Source organism: Streptomyces sp. NPDC088746 (genome assembly GCF_044751065.1).
Lineage (GTDB): Bacteria > Actinomycetota > Actinomycetes > Streptomycetales > Streptomycetaceae > Streptomyces.
Genome location: NZ_JBIVLA010000003.1, coordinates 432,990 through 456,315, shown reverse-complemented (window position 1 = coordinate 456,315; position 23,326 = coordinate 432,990). Strand labels below are relative to the sequence as shown.

At 70.3% G+C, this 23,326-nt stretch carries 19 protein-coding genes and 1 pseudogene; 8 read left to right on the top strand and 12 right to left on the bottom strand.

The genetic code is table 11. From position 1 onward, the window contains the following. Positions 1 to 116 precede the first annotated feature (116 nt). Positions 117 to 380 carry a DUF5133 domain-containing protein gene (locus ACIP63_RS16520; protein ID WP_401516150.1) on the bottom strand — a complete coding sequence of 88 codons (264 nt, stop codon included), beginning with the start codon at positions 378 to 380 and terminating at the stop codon, positions 117 to 119. Positions 381 to 583: 203 nt separating this feature from the next. On the opposite strand from ACIP63_RS16520, the gene ACIP63_RS16515 reads away from it, so the two are divergent. Then, complete coding sequence (locus ACIP63_RS16515) at positions 584 to 1,249, top strand: DUF998 domain-containing protein (protein ID WP_401516147.1); 666 nt, start codon at positions 584 to 586, stop codon at positions 1,247 to 1,249. 41 nt (positions 1,250 to 1,290) lie between these two features. On the opposite strand, the pseudogene ACIP63_RS16510 reads toward ACIP63_RS16515, so the two are convergent. The 8 genes and pseudogenes from ACIP63_RS16510 to kdpF all read right to left on the bottom strand — a co-directional run. Further along, positions 1,291 to 1,485 (bottom strand): annotated as a pseudogene (locus ACIP63_RS16510) (cytochrome P450); the annotation flags it as partial. An 83-nt stretch (positions 1,486 to 1,568) separates the two neighbouring features. Beyond that, positions 1,569 to 2,384 carry an SAM-dependent methyltransferase gene (locus ACIP63_RS16505; RefSeq protein ID WP_401516144.1) on the bottom strand — a complete coding sequence of 272 codons (816 nt, stop codon included), beginning with the start codon at positions 2,382 to 2,384 and terminating at the stop codon, positions 1,569 to 1,571. Between the two features lie 228 nt (positions 2,385 to 2,612). Then, a complete protein-coding gene (locus ACIP63_RS16500) occupies positions 2,613 to 3,602 on the bottom strand; it encodes a polysaccharide deacetylase family protein (RefSeq protein ID WP_401516141.1) in 990 nt (329 codons plus the stop codon). A gap of 114 nt (positions 3,603 to 3,716) precedes the next feature. Next, positions 3,717 to 4,709 (bottom strand): glycoside hydrolase family 11 protein, encoded by a 993-nt coding sequence (locus tag ACIP63_RS16495; RefSeq protein WP_401516139.1) that lies wholly within the window; start codon positions 4,707 to 4,709, stop codon positions 3,717 to 3,719. 521 nt (positions 4,710 to 5,230) lie between these two features. Then, complete coding sequence (locus ACIP63_RS16490; protein WP_401516136.1) at positions 5,231 to 5,908, bottom strand: potassium-transporting ATPase subunit C; 678 nt, start codon at positions 5,906 to 5,908, stop codon at positions 5,231 to 5,233. A gap of 21 nt (positions 5,909 to 5,929) precedes the next feature. Further along, on the bottom strand, positions 5,930 to 8,026 hold the full coding sequence (kdpB, locus tag ACIP63_RS16485; protein WP_401516134.1) for a potassium-transporting ATPase subunit KdpB: 2,097 nt from the start codon (positions 8,024 to 8,026) through the stop codon (positions 5,930 to 5,932). After that, positions 8,023 to 9,687, bottom strand: a complete 1,665-nt coding sequence (gene kdpA, locus ACIP63_RS16480; RefSeq protein ID WP_401516131.1) for a potassium-transporting ATPase subunit KdpA — start codon at positions 9,685 to 9,687, stop codon at positions 8,023 to 8,025. Before kdpA ends, kdpB begins: the two co-directional genes overlap by 4 nt. A gap of 8 nt (positions 9,688 to 9,695) precedes the next feature. Beyond that, positions 9,696 to 9,785 carry a K(+)-transporting ATPase subunit F gene (gene kdpF, locus ACIP63_RS16475; RefSeq protein WP_351274347.1) on the bottom strand — a complete coding sequence of 30 codons (90 nt, stop codon included), beginning with the start codon at positions 9,783 to 9,785 and terminating at the stop codon, positions 9,696 to 9,698. 398 nt (positions 9,786 to 10,183) lie between these two features. On the opposite strand from kdpF, the gene ACIP63_RS16470 reads away from it, so the two are divergent. The 4 genes from ACIP63_RS16470 (at position 10,184) to ACIP63_RS16455 (ending at position 15,410) form a co-directional block, all read left to right on the top strand. Beyond that, complete coding sequence (locus tag ACIP63_RS16470; RefSeq protein WP_401516128.1) at positions 10,184 to 10,753, top strand: TetR/AcrR family transcriptional regulator; 570 nt, start codon at positions 10,184 to 10,186, stop codon at positions 10,751 to 10,753. A 52-nt stretch (positions 10,754 to 10,805) separates the two neighbouring features. After that, positions 10,806 to 11,984 carry a GDSL-type esterase/lipase family protein gene (locus ACIP63_RS16465; RefSeq protein ID WP_401516126.1) on the top strand — a complete coding sequence of 393 codons (1,179 nt, stop codon included), beginning with the start codon at positions 10,806 to 10,808 and terminating at the stop codon, positions 11,982 to 11,984. A gap of 127 nt (positions 11,985 to 12,111) precedes the next feature. Further along, positions 12,112 to 14,277, top strand: coding sequence for a SpoIIE family protein phosphatase (locus tag ACIP63_RS16460; protein ID WP_401516123.1), 2,166 nt, complete (start codon positions 12,112 to 12,114; stop codon positions 14,275 to 14,277). 131 nt (positions 14,278 to 14,408) lie between these two features. Further along, positions 14,409 to 15,410 carry an alpha/beta hydrolase gene (locus ACIP63_RS16455; RefSeq protein WP_401516121.1) on the top strand — a complete coding sequence of 334 codons (1,002 nt, stop codon included), beginning with the start codon at positions 14,409 to 14,411 and terminating at the stop codon, positions 15,408 to 15,410. Between the two features lie 121 nt (positions 15,411 to 15,531). On the opposite strand, the gene ACIP63_RS16450 is transcribed toward ACIP63_RS16455, so the two are convergent. From ACIP63_RS16450 to ACIP63_RS16440, 3 genes are all read right to left on the bottom strand, one after another. Continuing rightward, a complete protein-coding gene (locus ACIP63_RS16450) occupies positions 15,532 to 16,977 on the bottom strand; it encodes a glyceraldehyde-3-phosphate dehydrogenase (RefSeq protein ID WP_401516119.1) in 1,446 nt (481 codons plus the stop codon). 126 nt (positions 16,978 to 17,103) lie between these two features. Then, a complete protein-coding gene (locus ACIP63_RS16445; RefSeq protein ID WP_401516116.1) occupies positions 17,104 to 18,570 on the bottom strand; it encodes a sulfatase-like hydrolase/transferase in 1,467 nt (488 codons plus the stop codon). Continuing rightward, positions 18,567 to 19,550, bottom strand: coding sequence for a TauD/TfdA dioxygenase family protein (locus ACIP63_RS16440; RefSeq protein WP_401516113.1), 984 nt, complete (start codon positions 19,548 to 19,550; stop codon positions 18,567 to 18,569). The genes ACIP63_RS16445 and ACIP63_RS16440 overlap by 4 nt, the downstream gene beginning before the upstream one ends. 533 nt (positions 19,551 to 20,083) lie before the next feature. Between ACIP63_RS16440 and ACIP63_RS16435 the strand changes: the two genes are divergently transcribed. The 3 genes from ACIP63_RS16435 (at position 20,084) to ACIP63_RS16425 (ending at position 23,325) form a co-directional block, all read left to right on the top strand. Then, the gene (locus ACIP63_RS16435; RefSeq protein WP_401516110.1) at positions 20,084 to 21,319 is read left to right on the top strand and encodes an ROK family protein; all 1,236 of its coding nucleotides are present in this window, start codon (positions 20,084 to 20,086) and stop codon (positions 21,317 to 21,319) included. Continuing rightward, the gene (locus ACIP63_RS16430) at positions 21,303 to 21,482 is read left to right on the top strand and encodes a putative leader peptide (RefSeq protein WP_401516107.1); all 180 of its coding nucleotides are present in this window, start codon (positions 21,303 to 21,305) and stop codon (positions 21,480 to 21,482) included. The genes ACIP63_RS16435 and ACIP63_RS16430 overlap by 17 nt, the downstream gene beginning before the upstream one ends. A 250-nt stretch (positions 21,483 to 21,732) precedes the next feature. Next, complete coding sequence (locus ACIP63_RS16425) at positions 21,733 to 23,325, top strand: ABC transporter substrate-binding protein (RefSeq protein WP_401516104.1); 1,593 nt, start codon at positions 21,733 to 21,735, stop codon at positions 23,323 to 23,325. Position 23,326 lies beyond the last annotated feature (1 nt).

The following is a 23,326-nucleotide window of genomic DNA, read 5'->3' as shown; positions in this document are numbered from 1 at the left end:
CGTACGACGACGGCGCCGAACCCCTGTCCGGCCCCCGGTCGGGAAGACCTCCCCGGACCGAGGGCCACGGAACGCGGGCGATGAGCGATGAGGGCGAGCCGGAGTGCGGCCGCGGGTCAGACGGCCTGGAGATTGTCGTCCCGCTGTGTACCGACGGTGTGGCGGAGGGCGGGGGAGACCGCTGTCCGCATGCCGAGCATGGTGTCGGCGGCATGGAGGGCCTGCGGAACCGTCTGGGTGCCGGTCATCACGCACAGGGTGTAGGCGGCGTCCTCCGCGGCACGGGCGGTCGCGTCCGTGGAGCGGCGCGCGTCCTCGATCCGTGCGTCGGCGTAGCGGGCCAGAGCGACTCTCAGGTCCTGAGGACTGGGTGTCAGCACAGCAGTTCTCCTCTGTTCTGTTCAGATCCACGTCCGGTGCGGAGCGCCGGGACACGGGGGCCTTCGTCCGGCCCTGCCGAGCGGTGCGGTTGCACACGCCGTCGTGTGACCCGCCGTCACGCGTGTACCCGCTTGCGAGCGGAGTACGCGCTCTCCCGCGTGTGCACCGCCCGTCGCCGGTCCGGGCGCTCTACCGTTCACCGATGCGGTCTGTCTCCTGGTGGGTCCTGTTCTCCTCGGGGTGCGCCCCGATCCTCCTCGTCGGTGGCTGGGCGGTCTCCGCGGAGCTCCAGGGGCCCGGCTACGATCCCGCGTCGGCGACGATCAGCATCCTGGCCGCCGACGGCGCCGCCGGTTACTGGGTGATGACGTCCGCTCTGCTCGCCCTCGGAGCCTGCCACGTGGTGACCGCTTGCGGACTGCGACCCGCCGCGCCGTCCGGACGGGTGGCCCTGGCCGGCGGTGGGATCTCGGCGATGCTGCTGGCCCTGTTCCCGGCGCCGAGCAGTGGGGGCTCGTTCTCCCACGGCGTCGTCGTGGCGGTGGGGTTCTCGCTGCTCGCGCTCTGGCCGGTCCTGGCAGTACGACGCTCCGCAGCCGGCCGGCGGGCCCCGTCCGGGCCAGGTGCCGCCGGCGCGCCTCGTGTGGCTGCGCCTTGGGGGCTGCGGGCCGGGCCGTCCTTCATGGCGGCCGCACTGATATGGCTCGGCGGCGCCTGGTTCCTGCTCGCTCTCTTCCTGCTCGACACCGCGGGTGCGGCCGAGCGCGTCCTCACGTTCGCCCAGTCGTTCTGGCCTCTCGTTGTGGTCCTGTCCTGCGTCCGGGCGCGGGACGACGGGTTCGAGGCAGGGGTCCGGGCCGACGGCTGACGCGGCGGCCCGGTGTTCCCTCCCTCAGGGGCGCGGCCCGATCAGCCGGTTGCCGTCGCGGACCAGGACCGCCGCCGCGGGGCAGGAGTCCGCGGAGTCCAGCGCGCGTTCGTCAGGAGCGATCCGCTCCCGCCCGCCACATGCAGGGCGGGGAAGCGCACGAGCAGCGCTTCCAGCGCCTCGTGGAGCTCCAGCCTGGCGAGTGGTGCGCCCGGACAGTGGTGGACCCCGGGACCGCCGACGAGGTCAACAATGCCTTGCCCGCCATCCCGGACCGTCGCCTCCCCCGCGGAGCGACGGCCCGGCTCCGTCGGACGGTTTACCGCTTGCGGCCGACCGCCACATAGCCGGCGCTGATGATCTCGTCCTGGCCGGGGACGGGTTCACCGAGTCCGGGGTGCCAGGCCTCCGCTGCCACGATGCCCGGTTCGACGATGTCGAGTCCGTCGAAGAAGCGGGCGAACTGAACACGCGTGCGGGGTGCCAGGGTGAGCGTGTTGGCCTTGTACATCTCGTTGACCTTGCCCGCCTCCGCCGGGTGGAAGTCGGCGGTGAGGTGCGAGATCACCACATGGCTGCCCGGCGCGAGCACCTCGGTCAGCCGCTCCACGAGCTCGTAGGCCCCGTCCTCGTCGCTCACGAAGTGCAGCAGCGAGATCAACGAGAGCGCGACCGGCCGGCTGAAGTCCAGGGTCTTGCCGGCGTGTTCGAGGATGGCGTCCACCTCGCGGGCGTCCGCCTGCACATAGTCGATGGCGCCCTCCGGAGTGCCCTTCAGCAGGGCCTCGGCGTGCGCCAGGACGATGGGATCGTTGTCGCAGTAGACGACCCGGGCGGCCGGCGCCGCCTGCTGGGCCACCTGGTGCAGATTCGGCTCGGTGGGTATCCCCGTGCCGATGTCGAGGAACTGCCGGATCCCCTGCTCGGTGAGCCACCGGGTGGCGCGGTGCATGAAGGCCCGGTTCACCTTCGCCATGACCGGGACCGAGGGTTCGACGGCCAGCATCTGCCGGCCCATGGCCTCGTCCACCGGGTAGTTGTCCTTGCCACCGAGGAACCAGTCGTACATCCGGGCGGGATGGGGTCTGCTGGTGTCGATGCGCAGGGCGGGGGCATCGTTCTCCGGTCGGGACATGGCGAACTCCTGGGTGTGCGTGGCAGCGGATGATCAGCTTTCGACCAGAATAGGCAACGGATGTGCCTGAAACGTCGGATGGAGCGCAACTCCGCTGTGGAATAAGGGCACTTCGTCGGTGATGTCGTCTACGTACCGGGTGAGTCCCTGCCGGCGCCGTTCGCGGGCGCGGCCGGGGCGTGGGGGCGGTGGGCAGGGCCACCGCCCCCACCCGGCCCGGAACGGGTGTCAGCCGGCGGTGCAGGTGACGGTGGGCCAGGTCCAGTTGCCGTTGGCCTGGATGGTGGCGCCCCAGTTGTTGCCGCTGCCGTTGGATCTGGCGCTGAGCACCTGGGCGCTGGGGTAGCTGGCGCTGGTGTTCCAGGTGGAGAGGACCTTGGCGGGGGAGGGGACGTTCATCGTGACGGTCCAGTTGTCGGAGCCGGAGACCGAGACGTTGAGGTTGTAGCGGTCGCTCCACTTCTGGCCCGCGGTGACGGTGGCGGTGCAAGCGCCGCTGCCACCGCTCCCTCCGCTGCCGCCGTCAGGAGCGACGGCGCGGCCGGTCTGCGGCGAGATCATGCCGGCGCACAGCCCCCGGCTCGCCAGGCCCTGCGCGATGCGCGGGATGGCCGCGAGCGTGTTGGCCGGCCAGTCGTGCATGAGGATGATCTGGCCGTCGGTGAGCCGGGCGTTCGCCTGCACGATCGCGTCGGTGCTCGCGTTGTTCCAGTCCTGCGAGTCGACGTCCCAGATGATCTGGGTCAGACCGTACCTGGCCGCGGCCGCCTGCACCGTCGAGTTGGTCTCACCGTACGGAGGACGGAACAGCTTCGGCGTACCCCCGCCCCCGGCGGCGATGGCCTGCTGGGTCCGGGAGAGCTCCGAGTCGACCTGCGCCTGACTCTGCTGGGTCAGGTGCGGGTGCGTGTAGCTGTGGTTGCCGACCCACATGCCGGCGTCCACCTGCGCCCGCACCTTGGCCGGGTCGGCCGCGGCGTACTGGCCCTGGTTGAACATCGTGGCCCGCAGCCCGTTCTGCTTGAGGGCGTTGAGCAGGGCCGGGGTGCTGCCCGACGGGCCGTCGTCGAAGGTGAGCCCGACGTACCCGTTGCAGGCGGCGCCGGCCGCGGCCTGGGAGGGCGTGGTGTCCACGGCGAGCGTGGCGGTCGCGGCCACCGCGGCGACGGCCAGTGCCGTGACCACCGGCCGCAGGGACAGGCGTGGCGTGATGCGCATGCGGGGGAGTCCTTTCTCGTCCTGATGGACAGGGACATGGGGGAGACGGTTGGCCGTGGGGCGGCGGGCAGGTACCCACCGCCCCACGACCGGGACGTACCGGCTGCCCGGGTGTCAGCCGGCGGCGCAGCTGACGGTGGGCCAGGTCCAGTTGCCGTTGGCCTGGATGGTGGCGCCCCAGTTGTTGCCACTGCCGTTGGATCTGGCACTCAGTACCTGGGCGCTGGGGTAGCTGGCGCTGGTGTTCCAGGTGGAGAGGACCTTGGCGGGGGAGGGGACGTTCATCGTGACGGTCCAGTTGTCGGAGCCGGAGACCGAGACGTTGAGGTTGTAGCGGTCGCTCCACTTCTCGCCCGCGGTCACGGTGGCGGTACAGCTACCGCCACCGCCTCCGCCACCGCCGCCGGAGGTTCCGCCCACGGTGATGTTGGAGCTTCCGCTGCTCTGGTAGCCCTCGGTCGCCATGATCATGTAGTTGAACGTGCCCAGATTCATCCCCTGCCGGGCCCATGCGTCGAAGTGGTTGCCGGTGGTGATGGTTCCGCCGGTCCGCTTCGACTGCCGGACGCTCCAGAACTGCTTGAACGTCCGGGTGCCCTCGATCGACGGGGCGTTGACACGGGTCGTCTCGTAGATGTCGTACGTCCCGCCGTCGCTGGTGACGGTGCCCTTGAAGGTGCCTGTCGGGCGGTAGGTGCCCCAGTTGTCGACGATGTAGTACTCCACGAGCGGGTTCGTCGACCAACCGTAGAGGGTGAGATAGGCGTTGCCGGACGGGTTGAAGGAGCCCGAGTACGTCACGCTCCTGCGTCCGCCGGTGCTCCATCCCTTGCCTGCGACGAAGTTGCCGGTGTTGCTCCACGACGTGCTGTAGCCACCGCCGGATGACAGGTTCATCGAGACGGTGCCGGGGCTGTCGGTCCAGAAGGAGTAGTAGTAGCCGTTGTCGGTGCCGGTCCGGTTCGAGTTGACGACCGTGTCCGCGCTCGCGCTGCCGGGCAGGGCCAGCACGGCCACGACTGCCGTCGCCATGGCGAGGACATTGCGGATGGACCGTCTGAGACGGCCGCGTCCGCGGCTCGTCGACTGTGCGGGTGCGTCTTCCATGTGCGTGCTTTCCTCCTCGTCCTCTGAGGCCGGGTGGGGGATCCGGGCAGCGCGAGACGCCCTCTGTGGGGGGTGTCGGTGCACGGGCGATCACGCGATCGCGTGGGTGTCGCGCGTCCCGGCCGGACTGGGCCGGCCGTCGTGCTCGGCGACCGGCCTGGGGTGCCGGGTCGGGGGGACCCGGATCGACAGTGATTGAGGTCTGTCGACGGCGAACAGTGTTGAACTGGCCCTGACGGGTGTCAATAGTTTCGACAAGGATTACGAAACCGTCGATCGGGGATTGAATGCCGTGAGGGTTGTTGTACCAGTTCAACCCTGGTCTCACTCGTGCGGCGTGGAGTCGATTGCCGTACTCCGGGAGAAGTGGCCCGGAATTCGCGTCCCAAGATTCCGAAAGTTTCGAAACGGAGGCGAATTCGAAGGGCGACCGAGGCGGAACGGCGAAGCCGGTCGTGGGGGGAGAACGCGAGTGGCGGCGGTTCCGGGCTGGAACCGCCGCCACTGACCGCCGGGCTGTGTCAGCCCTCGGTCACGTCCTTGAGCGCTGTGTTGAGCTCCAGGACGTTGACCCGGGGCTCGCCCATGAACCCGAGGGTGCGGCCCTCGGTGTGATCGGCCACCAGCTTCGCGACCTGCTCGACGGGGAGGTTGTTCCTCTCGGCGACCCGGTGGACCTGGAGTTCCGCGTACGCCGGGGAGATGTTGGGGTCGAGCCCCGAGCCGGAGGAGGTGACCGCGTCGGCCGGCACGTCCTGGGGCCGCACCTTGTACGACGGGGTGGAGTTGTCCGCCACGACCGCAGCCTTCGCCTCGGTGACCCACGTGACCAGGTCGGCGTTGTCCGCCGAGCGGTTGGTGGCACCTGAGAGGATCAGTGAGTACTGGAGGTTCACGCTGTTGCTGCCCAGACCGTTCGACGGGCGGGCCTGGAACCACTTCAGGTCCGGCTTCGCCACCTCGTCCGGGTCGTCGGGATTCCGCTTCGGCAGGTTGTAGGCCTGCCCGATGAGGGACGACCCGACGGTCCGGCCGTCCCCGTCACTGATCTCGGAACCGTTGGCCTTTTCGCTGAAGAGCGCCTGGGCGACGCCCGTGACGGCGAGCGGGTAGAGGACGCCGCAGATGACGCTGAGGACGAGCAGGGCGCGCAGCCCCGCCCCGAGGAGGCGGGCGGTGTTCTTGAGAGAGGTGTTCATGGCTGATCAGCCGTTTCTGGTTCAGGAGAGCCCGGGAACGAGGGAGAGGAGCAGGTCGATGATCTTGATGCCGATGAACGGGGCGACCAGGCCGCCGAGTCCGTAGATCCCGAGGTTGCGCCGCAGCATCCTGTCGGCGCCGGCCGGCCGGTACCTCACGCCCTTGAGGGCCAGCGGTACGAGGGCGATGATGATCAGCGCGTTGAAGATGACGGCGGACAGGATCGCGGACTCGGGTGACGCGAGACCCATGATGTTCAGCTTGTCCAGGCCCGGGTGGACCACGGCGAACATGGCCGGGATGATCGCGAAGTACTTCGCGACGTCGTTGGCGATGGAGAAGGTGGTCAGAGCCCCCCGCGTGATGAGGAGCTGCTTCCCGATCGCGACGATCTCGATGAGCTTGGTGGGGTCGGAGTCCAGGTCCACCATGTTCCCGGCCTCCTTGGCGGCCGAGGTACCGGTGTTCATCGCCACGCCGACATCAGCCTGGGCGAGCGCCGGGGCGTCGTTGGTGCCGTCCCCCGTCATCGCGACGAGCTTGCCGCCCGCCTGCTCCCGCTTGATGAGGGCCATCTTGTCCTCGGGGGTGGCCTCGGCGAGGAAGTCGTCGACTCCCGCCTCGTCGGCGATCGCCTTGGCGGTCAGCGGGTTGTCACCCGTGATCATGACGGTCCTGATGCCCATCCGCCGCAGTTCGTCGAACCGCTCCCGCATGCCGTCCTTGACGACGTCCTTCAGATGGACGGCGCCCAGGATCCGGGCGCCCTTCGCATCCTCGACGGCGACGAGCAGCGGGGTGCCGCCCGCCTCCGAGATCCGGCCGGCGAGCGCACCGGCGTCGTCGGCGACGTGGCCGCCCCGCTCCCGCACCCATGCGACGACCGAACCAGCCGCCCCCTTGCGGGCCTTGAGACCGTCCACGTCCACCCCGGACATACGGGTCTGAGCCGTGAAGGCGACCCATGCGGCGTGGGCGAGCTCGCCCTGGTGGCGTTCGCGAAGACCGTACTTCTCCTTCGCGAGGACCACGATCGAGCGGCCTTCGGGAGTCTCGTCGGCCAGCGAGGAGAGCTGCGCCGCATCGGCCAGCTCCGCCTCGGTCGCACCCCTCACCGGCACGAACTCCGCCGCCTGCCGGTTCCCCAGCGTGATCGTGCCGGTCTTGTCGAGCAGCAGCGTCGAGACGTCACCCGCCGCCTCCACCGCGCGCCCCGACATGGCCAGCACATTGCGCTGGACGAGACGGTCCATGCCCGCGATGCCGATCGCGGAGAGGAGAGCACCGATGGTCGTCGGGATCAGGCAGACCAGCAGCGCGGTCAGCACGATCATGGACTGCCTGGCGCCGGCGTAGATCGCGAACGGCTGGAGGGTCACGACGGCGAGCAGGAAGACGATGGTCAGCGAGGCGAGCAGGATGTTCAGCGCGATCTCGTTGGGGGTCTTCTGCCGGGCGGCGCCCTCGACCAGAGCGATCATCCGGTCGATGAAGGTCTTCCCCGGTTCGGTGGTGATCCGCACGACGATCCGGTCGGAGAGCACCTTCGTGCCACCGGTGACGGCACTGCGGTCGCCGCCCGACTCCCGGATCACGGGGGCGGATTCGCCGGTGACGGCCGACTCGTCGACGGACGCCACGCCCTCGACGACATCACCGTCGCCGGGGATGATGTCACCCGCCTCGCAGACGACCAGGTCGCCGACGCGCAGTTCGGTGCCGGGCACCTCCACCTCGTCACGGCCGTGCAGCCGGCGGGCGACGGTATCGGTCTTCGCCTTGCGCAGGGTGTCGGCCTGGGCCTTGCCGCGCCCCTCCGCGACGGCCTCGGCGAGGTTGGCGAAGACGGTGGTCAGCCACAGCCAGGCCGTGATGGCCCAGCCGAACCAGTCCCCCGGATCCTGGAGCGCCAGCAGCGTGGTGACCACCGAGCCGACCAACACCACGAACATGACCGGGGACTTGATCATGACGCGCGGGTCGAGCTTCCTCACCGCGTCCGGGAAGGACCTGAGCAGCTGCTTCGGGTCGAAGAGCCCCCCGCCGACACGGCCGGACGCGGCGCCGTCGCCGGACAGGTCCGTGTGCGGGGCACGGGTGGGGGTGACGGTACTCATGAGGCGAGTCCTTCGGCGAGCGGCCCCAGCGCCAGGGCCGGGAAGTAGGTCAGACCGGTGAGGATGAGGATCGTGCCGACCAGCAGGCCCGCGTAGAGGGGCTTGTCGGTCCGCAGGGTGCCCGCTGTGGCGGGGACGGGGTGCTGCTCGGCCAGTGAGCCGGCCAGTGCCAGGACGAACACGATGGGCAGGAAACGCCCGAGCAGCATCGCGATGCCGATGGTGGTGTTGAACCACTGGGTGTCGGCGTTGAGCCCGGCGAAGGCGGAGCCGTTGTTGTTGGCGCCGGAGGTGTAGGCGTAGAGGATCTCGGAGAACCCGTGCGCACCACTGTTGGTCATCGAGTCGGCCGGAGTCGGCAGGGCCATCGCCACCGCGGTGAAGCAGAGCACCAGGGCGGGGGTGATCAGGATGTAGCACGCCGCGAGCTTGATCTGCCGGGTGCCGATCTTCTTTCCGAGGTACTCGGGTGTACGGCCGACCATGAGGCCGGCGATGAACACGGCGATGACCGCCATGACCAGCATGCCGTAGAGACCGGATCCGACACCGCCGGGCGCGATCTCCCCCAACTGCATGCCGAGCATGGTGATGCCGCCGCCCAGCCCCGTGTACGAGGAGTGGAAGGAGTTCACCGCACCGGTCGACGTGAGGGTGGTCGCCACGGCGAAGACCGACGATCCGCCGATGCCGAACCGTGTCTCCTTGCCCTCCATGGAACCGCCGGCGATGTCGAGAGCAGGGCCGTGGTGGGCGAACTCCGTCCACATCATCAGGGCCGTGAAGCCGATCCAGATGGTGGCCATCGTGGCGAGGATCGCGTAACCCTGCCGCAGGTTGCCGACCATGCGGCCGAAGGTGCGGGTCAGCGCGAACGGGATCAGGAGGATCAGGAAGACCTCGAACAGGTTGGAGAAGGGGGTCGGATTCTCGAAGGGGTGGGCGGAGTTGGCGTTGAAGTAGCCGCCACCGTTCGTACCCAGCTCCTTGATGACCTCCTGCGACGCGACCGCACCCCCGTTCCACTGCTGCGTGCCGCCCGAGAACTGTCCGACCTCGTGGATGCCGGAGAAGTTCTGGATGACACCGCACGCCACCAGGACGACCGCGCCGATCACGGCGATCGGCAGCAGGACGCGTACGGTGCCGCGCACCAGGTCCGTCCAGAAGTTTCCGAGCTCGCCGGTGCGGGAGCGCGAGAACCCGCGTACGAGGGCCACGGCCACGGCCATGCCGACAGCGGCCGAGACGAAGTTCTGCACCGCGAGACCGCCGGTCTGCACGACGTGGCCCATGGCCTGTTCGCCGTAGTACGACTGCCAGTTGGTGTTCGCCACGAAGGACGCCGCGGTGTTGAACGCCTGGTCCGGGTCGATCGACACGAAGCCGAGCGAACCGGGCAGAGCCCCCTGCAGGCGCTGAAGCGCGTAGAGGAAGAGGACGCTCACCGCGGAGAAGGCGAGTACGCCGCGCAGATAGGCGGGCCAGCGCATCGAGGCCGACGGATCGGCTCCGACGGCACGGTAAATCCACTTCTCCGGCCGGTAATGCTTTTCCGAGGAGTACACCCGGGCCATGTGGTCACCGAGCGGACGGTATGCGAGGGCAAGCGCGGAAATCAGCGCGAGCAACTGAAGCACACCAGCTGTTACAGGGCTCATATCGAGCTTCAGAACCTCTCCGGGTACACGAGCGCAAGGACGAGGTACACCAGCAGGGAGACGGCTACGACCAGGCCGGCGATGGTTTCGGCGGTCACAGTTTCGTCACCCCCCTTGCTATGAGAGCCACCAGTGCGAAAACCGCGATCGTGGTGGCGACGAAGGCCAGATCGGCCATCGTGAGCTCCTGTATGAAGTGAAAGGAATGGAATCGGCCGGTGCGGCCGAAGAAAAGCAAACCGCATGGCCTGCCGGGTGTTGAGCGCCATTGACGGGCTCCATACGGGAGGGGCGCACTTCTTGACGCGGTTCGTACGGTGGGCGGCTTCACGGCCGAAATGCCGGGCCGCGCCGCGCTCCCGGACGGGCGCGCGTCCACGGCGCCCGAGCATGCGGTGTCGACGGGCTCCGCGGATCCGCACTCCTAGTCGGTTCGGTGATTTGCCTAATGTCTCTAGGTAAACGCATAATCGAATCCGGTGGAGGAAGGGTGACCATGGCACGAGCAGGACTGACCGCGGAACGCCTGACGCGGGCCGGAGCGGACATGGCCGACGAGGTCGGCTTCGACAACGTGACCGTCGCGGCACTCGCCCGGCAGTTCGGCGTCAAGGACGCGAGCCTCTACTCGCATCTGAAGAACTCCCAGGACCTCAGGACGCGGATCGCCCTGCTTGCCCTGGCGGAACTCGCCGACCGCGTCGCCGCCGCTCTGGCCGGACGAGCCGGCAAGGACGCGCTGGAAGCGTTCGCGAACGCCTACCGCGACTACGCCCGGGAGCACCCCGGCCGCTACGCCGCGGCGCAGCTCAGGCTCGACCCGGAGGCGGCCGCCGCCAGTGCCGGCGCGAGGCACGCCCAGATGACACGGGCGATCCTGCGTGGCTACGACCTCACGGAACCCGACCAGACACATGCGGTCCGGCTGCTGGGCAGTGTCTTCCACGGCTACATCAGCCTGGAATCGGGCGGAAGCTTCAGCCACAGCGCCCCCGGCACGCAGGAGACCTGGTCGAGGGTCCTGGACGCCCTCGACGCCCTGCTGCGGAACTGGCCCGCGCCCTGAAACCGGCCGGCCCCTCCCGGCCGACCGACGCACGACGGAACAGGTACGAACAATGAGCACCCAGCTGATCGCGACCCCGCTCACCGAGGACCTCCTGCGCGGCGCCCTCGACCTGGAGCGCACCGAGCACGGTCTGCTGCCGCACCGGCTGCCCGCCCGTGCGCGCGCCCGGAACACCGACGGCCAGCTGGCCATGGCGGAGGCCCAGCCCTCCGGCGTGCGTCTCGTCGTGCGTACGCGGGCGACCGTCGTGGAGCTGGACACCCTGCCCACCAAGCGGGTGTACGCGGGCGCCCCGCCCCGGCCGGACGGCGTCTACGACCTGCTGGTCGACGGCCGCCTCGCGGACCAGGCCACCGTGACCGGTGGCAACACCCTGACCGTCGACATGGCCACCGGATCGACCGGGGTCCGGCCCGGGCCGGTGGGCACCCTCCGCTTCAGCGGTCTGTCCGCAGACCTGAAGGACCTCGAGATCTGGCTGCCGCACAACGAGACCACCGAGCTGGTCGCCCTGCGCACCGACGCCCCGGTCGAGCCGGTCCCGGACCGGGGCCGGACGGTCTGGCTCCATCACGGCAGCTCCATCAGTCAGGGCTCCGATGCCGCGAGCCCCACCGCCACCTGGCCCGCGGTAGCCGCCGCCCACGGCGGGGTGGAGCTGGTCAACCTGGGGTTCGGCGGCGGTGCCCTGCTCGACCCCTTCACCGCCCGCGCCCTGCGGGACACACCCGCCGACCGGATCAGCGTCAAGATCGGCATCAACCTGGTCAACACGGACGTGATGCGCCTGCGCGCCTTCACCCCGGCCGTCCACGGCTTCCTCGACACGATCCGCGAGGGACACCCCACCACCCCGGTACTGGTCGTCTCGCCCATCCTCTGCCCCATCCACGAGGAGACCCCCGGCCCCAGCGCACCGGACCACACCGCCCTCAGCGAGGGGAAGCTGAGGTTCAGCGCCGCGGGAGACCCGGCCGAAACGGCCGCCGGCAAGCTCACGCTGGGCATCATCAGGGACGAACTCGCCCGCATCGTCGAGCAGCGGGCGGCCGAGGACCCGCATCTGCACCACCTCGACGGCCGCGAACTCTACGGCGAGGCCGACTCCGTGGAGCTGCCGCTCCCCGACGCCCTGCACCCCGACGCCGCCACGCACCGTCGCATCGGCGAACGCTTCGCGAAGCTGGCGTTCCACCCGGGCGGCCCGCTCGCCGTCGGGGGCCGCTGAGCCAATCGGCTGCGCCGGGGGGAGTCGGCGGTTGAGAGCGGGAACCCGCAAAGGCATTCTTGAACAAAGGTCGCATATGGATGTTCGTGGGCGACCTGCCTAGGCGGGGAGGACGAGTGATGAGCCCATGAGCATGGACGAGACGGGCCGAGCCGGTCCGTCGGCGGGCAGTGGTGAGCCCACGCCGGAGACCGTGGGTGACGGAACGACCGCCTACGTGCCGTCCGTGCAGGTGCGCTGTCAGATCCTGGAGCAGCTGCCGGTGCCTGTGGCCTATTTCGGGCGGGACCAGCTGCTCGCCATGGCCAACGCGGCAGCGACCGGCTCGGTCGGCAAGCCCGAAGCGTCGCTGATCGGGCTCCTGCCCGGGGAGATCGAGCCCGGACTGTTCCTCGAAGGCGGGAAAGGGCTCACCGAAGCCATCGACCGGGTGCTGAGGACGGGCGAGGGCGAGCCGTACGAGACGCATCTCGTGGTGGCGGGCAGCGAGCACATCTGGCAGGCGGCGATGTCGCCCGTACGGGATGCCGCCGGCGAGGTCCAGGGAGTGTCCGTCGTGACACTCGATACGACCGAGCAGTTCCTGGCGCGCAGGCGCCTGGCCGTGCTGAACAAGGCCAGCGGGCGCATCGGCAGCACGCTCGACGTGGGGCGCACCGCCGAGGAGCTGGCGGAGCTCGCCGTCGAGGACTTCGCCGACTTCGTGACCGTCGACCTGCTCTCCGAGGTGCTGACGGGCGACGAGGCGCGTTCGGTGCTCCACAGGGACACGATCAGCTTCCACCGCGTGGCCCAGCAGTCCGTGCTCGAAGGGTGCCCCGAGTCGGTCGTCCCGCTCGGTGAGATCCATGCGTACGACCGGGACTCCGAGGTGGGCCGCGCCCTGGTCCTCGGCGAACCGGCGCGCTGCACCGTCGACGAGGAGGCGCTGCAGCGCTGGAGACTGGTCGATCCCGCACGGGAGCGGAGCCTCCGTGAGAACAGGATCCACTCGATTCTGCTGGTTCCGCTGCGAGCCCGTGGGATCACGCTGGGCACATCCATGTTCTGCCGGCACCGGACGCCCGGCGGGTTCGGCACCGCGGATCTGCAGCTCGCCGCCGAACTCGTCTCGCGCGCGGCGGTGTGCGTGGACAACGCCCGCCGGTACACCCGCGAGCGGGCCACGGCGCTCGCCCTGCAGCGCAGCCTGCTGCCGCGCCGGGCAGCCCGGCAGCAGGCGGTCGAGGTCACGGCACGCTATCTCCCGAACACCACCGGGTCGGGCATCGGAGGGGACTGGTTCGACGTGATCCCGCTGTCCGGGGCGCGGGTCGCGCTGGTGGTCGGCGACGTCGTCGGCCACGGTCTCCACGCCTCGGCCACCATGGGCAGGCTCCGCACCGCCGTACGGACCCTCGCCGATGTCGACCTCGCACCCGAGGAACTCCTCACCCAGCTCGACGACCTCGTGCTCACGCTCGACCGTGAACAGCCGGCGGACAGCTCCGAGGGCGCGCAGGTAGCCGGTGCCACCTGCCTCTACGCCGTCTACGACCCCTCGACAGGGCTCTGCACGATGGCCAGGGCGGGCCACCCCGAGCCGATGCTGGCCTGCCCGGACGGCACCGTCAGACAGCTGCCGCTGCCCTCCGGGCCACCGCTCGGCGTCGGCGGACTGACCTTCGAGGGGGCCGAGTTCGAGCTGCCCGAGGGCAGCCGGCTCGCCCTGTACACGGACGGCCTGATCGAGACGGCGGGCCGGGACGCCGATCATGCCCTCGCCGAGTTCCGCGACCTGCTCGGCCGCTCCACGTACTCCCTCGAAGAAGCCTGCGACACCGTCGTGGACGCGCTGGTTCCCGAGCAGCCGAACGACGACGTCGCCCTGCTGCTGGCCCGTACCCGGCGTCTCGACGCGGGCCACTACGCCGCCTGGGACCTCCCCGCCGAACCGTCGGTCGTCTCGGACGCCCGCAAGCGTGCCGCCGCCCAGCTCACGGCGTGGGGCCTGGACGACGCGGTGTTCACCACCGAGCTGGTCGTCAGCGAACTGGTCACCAACGCCATCCGCTACGGCGCGGAACCGATCCGGCTCCGCCTCATCCGGGACACCGCGCTCATCTGCGAGGTCTTCGACGGCAGCAGCACCGCCCCCCACCTGCGCCGCGCCCGGATCTTCGACGAAGGCGGACGCGGCCTCCTGCTCGTCGCGAGTCTCACCGAGCGCTGGGGCACCCGCTACACGAGCACCGGCAAGACCATCTGGGCCGAGCAGCCGCTGCCGGACGCGGAGGCGGCGGACCTGGTCTGAGTCCGGTCCACCACGCGCGCGGACACCGGTCCGGCGCTGCCCCTTCGTGAAGGGCCCCGCCGTCGTTCGGACACGAGCCCGAGGGCGGCCCGGAGTTCAAGGCGGAGGGGCTGTCGGCCGAAGACTCAGGTATGTCGCACCCACACACACGCCGCACCGTACTGGCGGGCGGGGCCCTGCTGGGCGCCGGAGCCCTCCTCGGTGCCGCCCCCGTCGGCGCCGCCGGCGGAGCCGTCACCGAACGACGCCTCGACGAACGGCTGGTCGAACTGACCGTCGACTCCCCGGCTCTCGGCGGCCGGAGCACCGTGGCCCTGCTCACCCCACGCGGCTGGGACCGCCGCAGCCCCGCTGACCGCTGGCCCACCCTCTATCTGCTGGCAGGTGGAGACGGAGACCACACCGCCTGGACGAAGCTTTTCAAGGTGCAGGAGCTGGACGAGCTGCGTGACGTCCTGGTGGTCATGCCGGGCATGCCGCTGTTCGGGTTCTGGACGGACTGGTGGAACCACGGCAAGGGAGGCGCACCCCAGGTACGCAAGTACTTTCTCCGGGAGGTCGTGCCGCTGGTGGAGCGGGACTACGGGGCCGGGCCGAACAGGGCAGCCGCGGGGGAGTCCCAGGGCGGATTCGGGGTCCTGGGGCTCGCGGCCCGCGTCACGGGCCTGTTCGGTGCCGTCGCCGCGTTCGGGGCTCCCGTGCATCCGGTCAGGCACCCGGAGATGTGGCTGTCCGGAGCGAAGTTCGTGGGTGTGGACGGCTACGCGATCTTCGGCGACCCGTGGAAGCAGTGGAAGACCTGGCTCGACTGGGATCCGTACCACCACGCCGCAGGACTGCGTCGTACGCCCGTCTACCTGGCCTCCGGTGACGGGAAGCCCGGTCCGCTCGACGGGGACGAGCCCGATCCCCACATCCCCGGAACCGAAAAATGGGTCGCTCTCGCCGACGACGGTGTCGTATCCGTCACCGAGGCCGTCTGCGGCGAGGAGACGAGGATGCTGAGCGACCGGCTCACCACTCTGGGCGCTCCTGTCACCACTCACCTCTATCCGGGCGGACACACGGGTACCTACGGGTACAGGGAACTGCGCCACGCCCTGCCGATGCTGACGGCGGGGCTGCGCCGGTGACGGCCGGCCCTTCGGCATGTCCCGCCTGACCGGCATCCGCGACATGGTGCGCCTCGTGGCCAGGGCACCTCGAACCGGCGCGGCCGACGGCTCCCGACACAGGGAGCCGTCGGCCGCAGGGTCAGACCGCCGGTGCCGGGTAGGTCGGGTACTCGACCCCCGAGACGTGCTGGACGACCCGGACGACCTGGGAGGAGTAGCCGAACTCGTTGTCGTACCAGAGGTAGAGGATCGCGTTGTCGCCCTCGACCTTGGTGGCTCCGGCGTCGACGATCGAGGCGTGGCGCGAGCCGATGAAGTCGCTCGAGACCGCGTCGGGAGCGGTGATGAAGTCGATCTGTCGCCTGAGCGGCGAGGTCAGCGACACGTTGCGGAGGTAGTCGAGGACCTCCTGGCGGTCGGTGCCGCGCGCGAGCTGCAGGTTCAGGATGGCGATCGAGACGTCCGGCACCGGGACCCGGATCGAGCTGCCGGTGATCTTCGCGTCGAGGTCGGGCAGCGCCTTGGTGACGGCGGAGGCGGCCCCCGTCTCGGTGATGACCATGTTGAGCGGTGCCGAGCGGCCCCGGCGGTCCGAGTTGTGGTAATTGTCCAGCAGGTTCTGGTCGTTGGTGAACGAGTGGACCGTCTCCACGTGACCGCGCAGCACGCCGTACTCGTCCGCCATCGCCTTCAGCGGCGGGACGATCGCGTTGGTGGTGCAGGAGGCGCAGGAGATGATCTGCTCGTCCGGCTTGATCGTGTCGTGGTTCACCCCGTGCACGATGTTGGGGACGTCGCCCTTGCCGGGCGCCGTCAGGACGACCTTCGCGATGCCGGGGCGCAGGTGCTTGGACAGCCCCTCGCGGTCGCGCCAGCGGCCCGTGTTGTCGATGAGGATGGCGTCCTTGATGCCGTGCGCCGTGTAGTCCACCGCCGTCGGGTCGTCGGAGTAGATCACCTGGATCTCGTTGCCGTTGGCGATGATGCGGCTGTTCGCCTCGTCGACGGTGATCGTGCCCTGGAACTGGCCGTGGATGGAGTCCCGGCGCAGCAGCGAGGCGCGCTTCACGATGTCCTGCCCGGCGCCCTGGCGTACGACGATGGCGCGCAGCCGCAGGCCGTTGCCGGAGCCGGTCTTCTCGATGAGCAGGCGGGCCAGCAGGCGGCCGATGCGGCCGAACCCGTAGAGCACCACGTCGCGCGCCTCGCGGCGCTCCGTCTTGTTGGCGCCCGTGGCGCCGGCCACGGCCTCGGCGGTGAAGTCGCCCACCGACATGCCGCGGTCGTCCGTCCGGTACGTCGCGGCGAGCATGCCCAGATCGATCTGCGACGGGCCGAGGTCGAGCGCCATGAGGGCGTGCAGGAACGGCAGCGTCTCGGTGACCGAGAGCTCCTCGCCGGCTATCTGCCGGGCGAAACGGTGGGTCTTGAGGATGCTGACCACCGACTTGTTCACCAGGGAGCGGCTGTGGAGCAGGATCGTGACGTCCCGCTCCCGGTGCAGCTTCCCGATGATCGGGATCATCGACTCCGCGATCTCCTCGCGGGTCTTCCAATTGGTGAACGAGTCCTCGGTGGCAGTCACAAGTCCATCTTTCGAGCTAGGCGGTGCTCATATGTTAACCGCACCAGTTTTTGATCACGCAATCGGTGCCGCCCGTGGCCTCGGCCCGCTCGGATTGATGTGCCCTGGTCAGGAGAGCGCGCCCCTTCAGGGGCTGGGGCGGTGACCGAACCTCACCCCCTCCCAGGGCACCTCGGCCGGGAACGGCTCCGCGCGACGCTGCCCGGCCGGCCGGGCAGCGGCCCGCTCGATCACGGGCTTCACACCCTCGATCCGCTCCAGCCACTCCAGCAGTTCCGCCAGCAGCCCGTCGGCGACCCCTCGGTGCGAGGCGAGCCCGGCGAGGTTGTCCAGCTCGTACGGGTCGGCCGCCAGGTCGTACAGCTCGGTCTCCGTGTAGAGCCCCGCGTCCGGCTCGTTCCAGGCGTCCGCCCCCGGCGCGTCCACCGCGTACTTCCACCGTGAGGTGCGCACCGCACGGCCGACCCGGTCCTCGCTGATCTGGACGAGGACGGACCCCGACCGGCCGGGGTCATGGCCGCCGCCGGTCAGCGGCAGGAGGGACCGGCCCTGGACGCCGTCCGGTACGGCGATGCCCGCGGCCTCCAGCAGCGTGGGCATCAGGTCGACCGTGCCGACCGGCTGCCGGACCAGCCCGCCGCCGGTGAATCCGGGACCGGTGAGTGCCAGGGGCACCCGCACGGACGACTCGTGGGCGGAGCGCTTGTACTCGCTGTTGCGCGTACGGAAGTGGGAGCCGTGGTCCGCGGTCCATGCCAGCACCGTGCTGTCCTCCGTGCCCAGGCTCCGGAGCACGTCGCGCAGTCGGCCGACTCCCTCGTCGACCCGCTTGATCTGGCCGAGGTATCCGGCGAGATGACGGTGCGCGCCGCCCTGCGGTGCGCCCTGCGCGAGTGCCGCCAGGTCCGGCGGCAGCCAGGCGCCCTCGTAGCGCTCGCGGTAGCCCGTGGGCGCCGGGTAGTCGTCGGTGGGGTTCTGGTGATGGGGCTCGAGCAGGGAGACGAAGAGCAGATAGGGGCGGTCGTGGTGGTCGGCCACGAAGCGGATGGCGGCGTCGATCAGGGCGTCCGAGCGGTACCCGGGAAGCCGGACCGGATCCCCGGCCTCGTCGTGCACCACCGTGCGGTAGGCGTCCGAGGTGAACTCCAGGCGGTCCGAGGCGAGCCACTTCTCGTAACCACCCCGTCGCCCGGGCGGTACGGGGCCGTCCGGCCCGTCCTCGCCCGCCAGATGCCACTTGCCGATGTAGCCCGTCGTGTACCCGGCCCCGGCGAACGCCCCGGCGAGGGTGGGTACGTCCTCGGGGAGCGGCAGCCCGTTGCGGAAGACGCCGGAAGCGGTGGGGTAGCGGCCGGTCTGCAGGGCCGAACGGGCGGGCGCGCAGACGGGGTTGGGTGTGATCGCCTGCTCGAACAGGGTGCCCTCGCGGGCGATCCTGTCGAACTCGGGCGTCACCCCCGCGCGGTTGCCGTGCACTCCGGCTGTGTCCCAGCGCTGCTGGTCCGTGAGGATCACGATCACCTGCGGGGGCGCCCCGGCGGACGGTGCCGTGGCACCGTCCGCCGGGACGGGTGTGTCACCGTGCCCGCTCATGCGTGCGTCTTCTCCGCGGCTCCGGTCGCCTCGGCGTCCTCGGCGGTCGAGGCCCCGGAGGCGATGCCGAACGAGGGGTCGGGCACCTCCTCGGGGCTGATCAGCGTCGAGGAGCGGCCGTCGGTGCCGACCGGGATGTCGCCGTCGATGGTGACGCGCCGGAGCTTGCGCTCGTGGGCGTCCGAGTCGTCCGCGCCGTAGTGCTGCGTGGCGCGGTTGTCCCAGATGGCCACGTCGCCGGTCTGCCACTGCCAGCGCACGGTGTTCTCCGGACGCTCGATGTGGGACTGGAACAGGTCGACGAGGGCGCGGGAGTCACGGCCGGTCAGCCCGCTGATGCGCTGGACGAAGTTGCCGAGGAGCAGGACGCGTTCGCCGGTCTCGGGGTGGACGCGGACCACCGGGTGTTCGGTCTGGAACTTCGTCGAGGTGAACACCTTGCGGTACTGGGCGAGGGCCTCCGGGCGGGCCTCGGGACGCACGGCCACGTAGTCGTAGTCGTTGGAGTGGACCGCGCGCAGGCTGTCGGCGAGCACGCGCAGCGGCTCAGGCAGTTCGGCGTACGCGGCAGCCGTGTTGGACCAGAGGGTGTTGCCGCCGTACGGAGGGATGACGACGGCACGCAGGATCGAGAAGGCCGGATAGGCCGGCACGAAGGTCACATCCGTGTGCCACTGGTTGGCGCGTCCGCCGTGGTCGGAGTCGATGCCGAGCGAGTACCGGCCGTCGGCGGAGGGCACGGTGGGGTGGGCGACCGGCGTGCCCAGCAGCCGGCCGAACGCCTCGTGGGTCTCCTCGTCCAGATGGTCCTGGCCACGGAAGAAGACGACCTTGTGGGCCAGCAGTGCGGTCCGGATCCCGGCGACCGTCGCCGGGTCCAGGTCCCCGCCGAGGCGCACTCCGGAGATCACAGCGCCGATCCGGCCGCCGATCTTCTGGACGGTGGGAGTGGTGGCGGGAGCGGTGGTTGCTGAGGACATGACGGGATTCCCTTCGGTTTTCGGGATCGTCCAAGACCGGTCATTGATTAATCTTGGAGAGGAAGTAATCGGCCCAACAGTGGGCGCGAGAGGTGTGGAGCGCTGGGTGCGTGGCTGGACCGTGGTGCGGGACGCGGTCGTCCCGGTCGTACGGGACGGGCCGGAGGGGGCAGGGTCAGGCAGCCGTACAGCGGCCCGGACACGCCATCGGCGTGGTGGGGCGGCCGGCGTGGGCGGGCCGCGCATCGGGAACGGCCGTCGCGGACATGCCCCGGAGACTCGCAGCGCCGCACGGAGGGCGTCAAGCACCGGCCGGTGCCCCGGAGGCCGTCCGGCGATGGTTGAATCAGCGCTCCCACAACGCACGCACGACCTCCGGTGACGTCCCGTCAAACCGTCTCCGACCTGCGGTTCTTCCTCCGGTCGCGTACGTGGTGCGCAGCCCGCCGGAGAACCGGGCACCAGGCCCCGACCGATTTCACGCCGCCGTAATGTTGCGATGCCCCGGCGTCGCAGGACCGAAGGAAGCCCCCATGACAGCCGCCCCGCAGATCTCCCGGGCGACCGGCGACGGCCGCCGCGAGACCAACGCCGCCACGGTGCTGCGCACGGTGCTCGATCACGGGCCCGTCGCCCGCCGGACGATCGCCGATCTCTGCGGGCTCAGCCCGGCCGCCGTCTCGCGCCAGTGCACCGACCTCGTCCGCCTCGGCCTGGTGAGAGAGCTGCCCGAACTGGTCGAGAGCAGCGGCGTGGGCCGGCCCCAGATCCCGATCGACCTGCACACCGGGACGGCCGGGGAGCCCGACGGAACAGCGGGCCCGGTGGCCGGCGGCATCCATATCGGCGTGCCCGCCTCGACGTTCGGCCTCATGGACCTGCGCGGCCGGCTCCTCGCCCGGCGCCACCTCCCGCACGACGGCATCGCCCCCGGGGACCTGTCGCACCGGATCACCTACGGCATGCGCGGGTTCCTCGACGACACGGTCCAGGGCCGGCCCCTGCTGGGCGTGGGGACGGCGCTCGGCGGCTGGGTGGACCCCGCCCTGGGGACGGTGGTCCGGCACGACGCGCTCGGCTGGCACCAGCGTCCGCTGGCGGCCGAACTCGCCCGTGGCCTGGGCGGAGTCGACGTCCGGCTCGACAACCATGCCCGGGCCATCGCCCAGTCGGAGATCCTCTTCGGCCGGCCCGCGGCCCGCCGCAGCCTCGTCCATCTCTTCGTCGGCAACGTGGTCGACGCCGCCCTGGGGATCGCCGGGGTGGTCCACCAGGGACCCGGGTCCGGCGCGGGCGACGTGGCCCACCTGCCCGTACCCGACTCCACGACCCCCTGCGCATGCGGGAGAACCGGATGCCTGGAGGCGACGGCGTCCAACACCGCGATCGCGCTGACCGCCGTGCGCCGGGGCATCGTGCCCGAACCGGACGCGTTCCTGGTGGTGGACGCGGCAGCGGCGGGGGACCGGCGGGCGGACCGGCTGCTCCGTGAGCGGGCCCGCGCGGTCGGCCGGGCGGCGGCCCTGCTGCTCGACGTCCTCAACCCCGACCTGGTCGTGGTCACCGAACACTCCAGCCTCCTCAACCCCGACTACCTGGAGGAGATCCGGGGCGCCGCGGTCGATCTCTCCCATGTCTGCGGGGACCCCGAACGCATCGTCAGTCCGCATGCCGGGACGGCCGCATTGCCTGTGGCGGCAGGCACGATCCTGCTGAACCCGCTGTTCAGAAGCCCTTTGGCAGCCGCCGAGCGTGAGCTCCGGGGGTGAAGGGCGGGGGAGGGGACGCGTACCAGGATGCGGACAGGGCGGGTTGACCGTCCGGCGGAGCCACTGTCATATTGCTCCCGTGAACCCGGATGTGCGCCTTGTCTCCCGCAGGCACGTCGACCTCTGTCGACAGGCCAGCGCGGTCTGTGCTGTCCGCGACTGATCACCACCCTCTCCTCCCCGGCCCGCGACGGGCGCCGCTGACGCCACACCGGCTCGGCGATGCTTCCGGCCGACGCGGCTGTCCCGGGCTCGACCGATCCTTCCCGGCCTGATCAGCGGCCTGGTATCCCCGTACGGGAACGCGCCTCCTACGAGACGCGCCCGCGCACCCAATTCGTGCCGCAGCGGAAGCAAAGCGCCCGCGTGCCCCGGTCCACCGCCCTCCCTCCCACCGTCACAGGCAGGCTTCGATGACCGAGCTGTACCCGTCCACGTCCACCGGACCGTCCCGGCGCTCCACGCTGCGCGCCGCGGGCGGCGGCACCCTGCTTCTCGGACTGGGCCTGGCGGGCTGCCGCTCGGCGGTCTCGGAGGCCTCGTCCGACGCCCGGAGCGCGGGCCCCTCACCCGTACGCGGCGGCACGCTCGACATCGCCGTCAACGCCGACTTCGCGCCCGCCCTGCTCTTCTCGCAGAGTCAGCAGTCCCTGCAGCACCGGCTGATCTTCAACACGCTGACCCGCTACGACGACCGGCTCAGCCCGCAACCGGAGCTGGCCGCCTCCTGGACGTACGCCGAGGACGGGCGCAGCATCACGCTGCGGCTGCGCGACGACGTCACCTTCCACAGCGGGCGGACGTTCACGGCCGACGACGTCGTCTTCGCGGTGAAGAACCTCCAGAACCCGGTGCGCGCGGCGCAGTTGCGCAGTACCGCCGAGACGATCACCGGGTTCGAGAAGCGGGGTGACCACGAGCTGGTGCTCAAGCTGGCGCACCCCGTGAACAACCTCTTCGACCTCTTCGAGTTCATGATCATCGCTGACTCGGAGACGGTCGAGGACGCCGTCACCGGCAGGAAGCTCATCGGCACCGGGCCGTTCAGGCTCAAGAAGTGGAGCCCCGGCTCCGGGCTGAGCCTGACACGGAACGACAGCTACTGGCAGCGGGGCCGCCCCTACCTCGACGGCGTGGAACTGCGCGTGATCCCGCAGGCCGACGCGCTGATCTCGTCCCTGCGCTCCGGCCAGTCCCAGCTCTCCTTCAACGTGCCCGGCAAGAACCTCGGCACCGTCAAGAGCGACAAGCGGCTCGCCGTCACCGACTACGACACGGGCGCCGGAGCCATCTACCTCGGCGTCAACACGACCGTCGCTCCGCTGGACGACCGGGCGGTCCGGCACGCCCTCGCCTGGGCCGTCGACCGCGACCGGCTCCTCGCACAGACCCTCGGCGGTTACGGTCTCGCCTCCGCCGCGCCCTGGCCCAAGTCCTCGCCCGCCTTCACCGAGGCCCACCGCACCCGCTACTCCCACAACCCCGGCAAGGCGAGGGAACTGCTCCGGTCCGCGGGGCACACCAAGCTCGAACTCCCCCTGCTGCACCTCGCGCTTCCGAGCGAGACCGCGATCGCCGAGTCCCTCCAGTACGACCTCGAGCAGGTGGGCGTCCACGTCACGCTCCAGCCCACCGACCCCGCCACCGCGCAGAAGAAGCTGATCTCCCAGGACATGCCCGCCCTGTGGACCATGGGGCACGGCTTCGCCCAGATCCAGCCCTCCACGCTCGCGGTGAGCGCCTATCCGTTCAACGAGGCCAAGAACACGTCCCGTTACCGGTCCGACGAGTACACCACGGTGGTGCGGGAGGCCTGGACGAAGCCCGAGACCAGCACGGCGGCGGCGAACGCCCTGCACGAGAAGATCTCCGGCATCCTGCTCGACGAGGCCTTCATCATCGACCTCGTCGTACGGGGCCAGGTCCAGGTGTCCGCCGCCGGGCTGCACGGCGTCACGCTCAACAAGTTCTCCTACCTCAACCTCGACAACGCCTACCTGGTGTGAC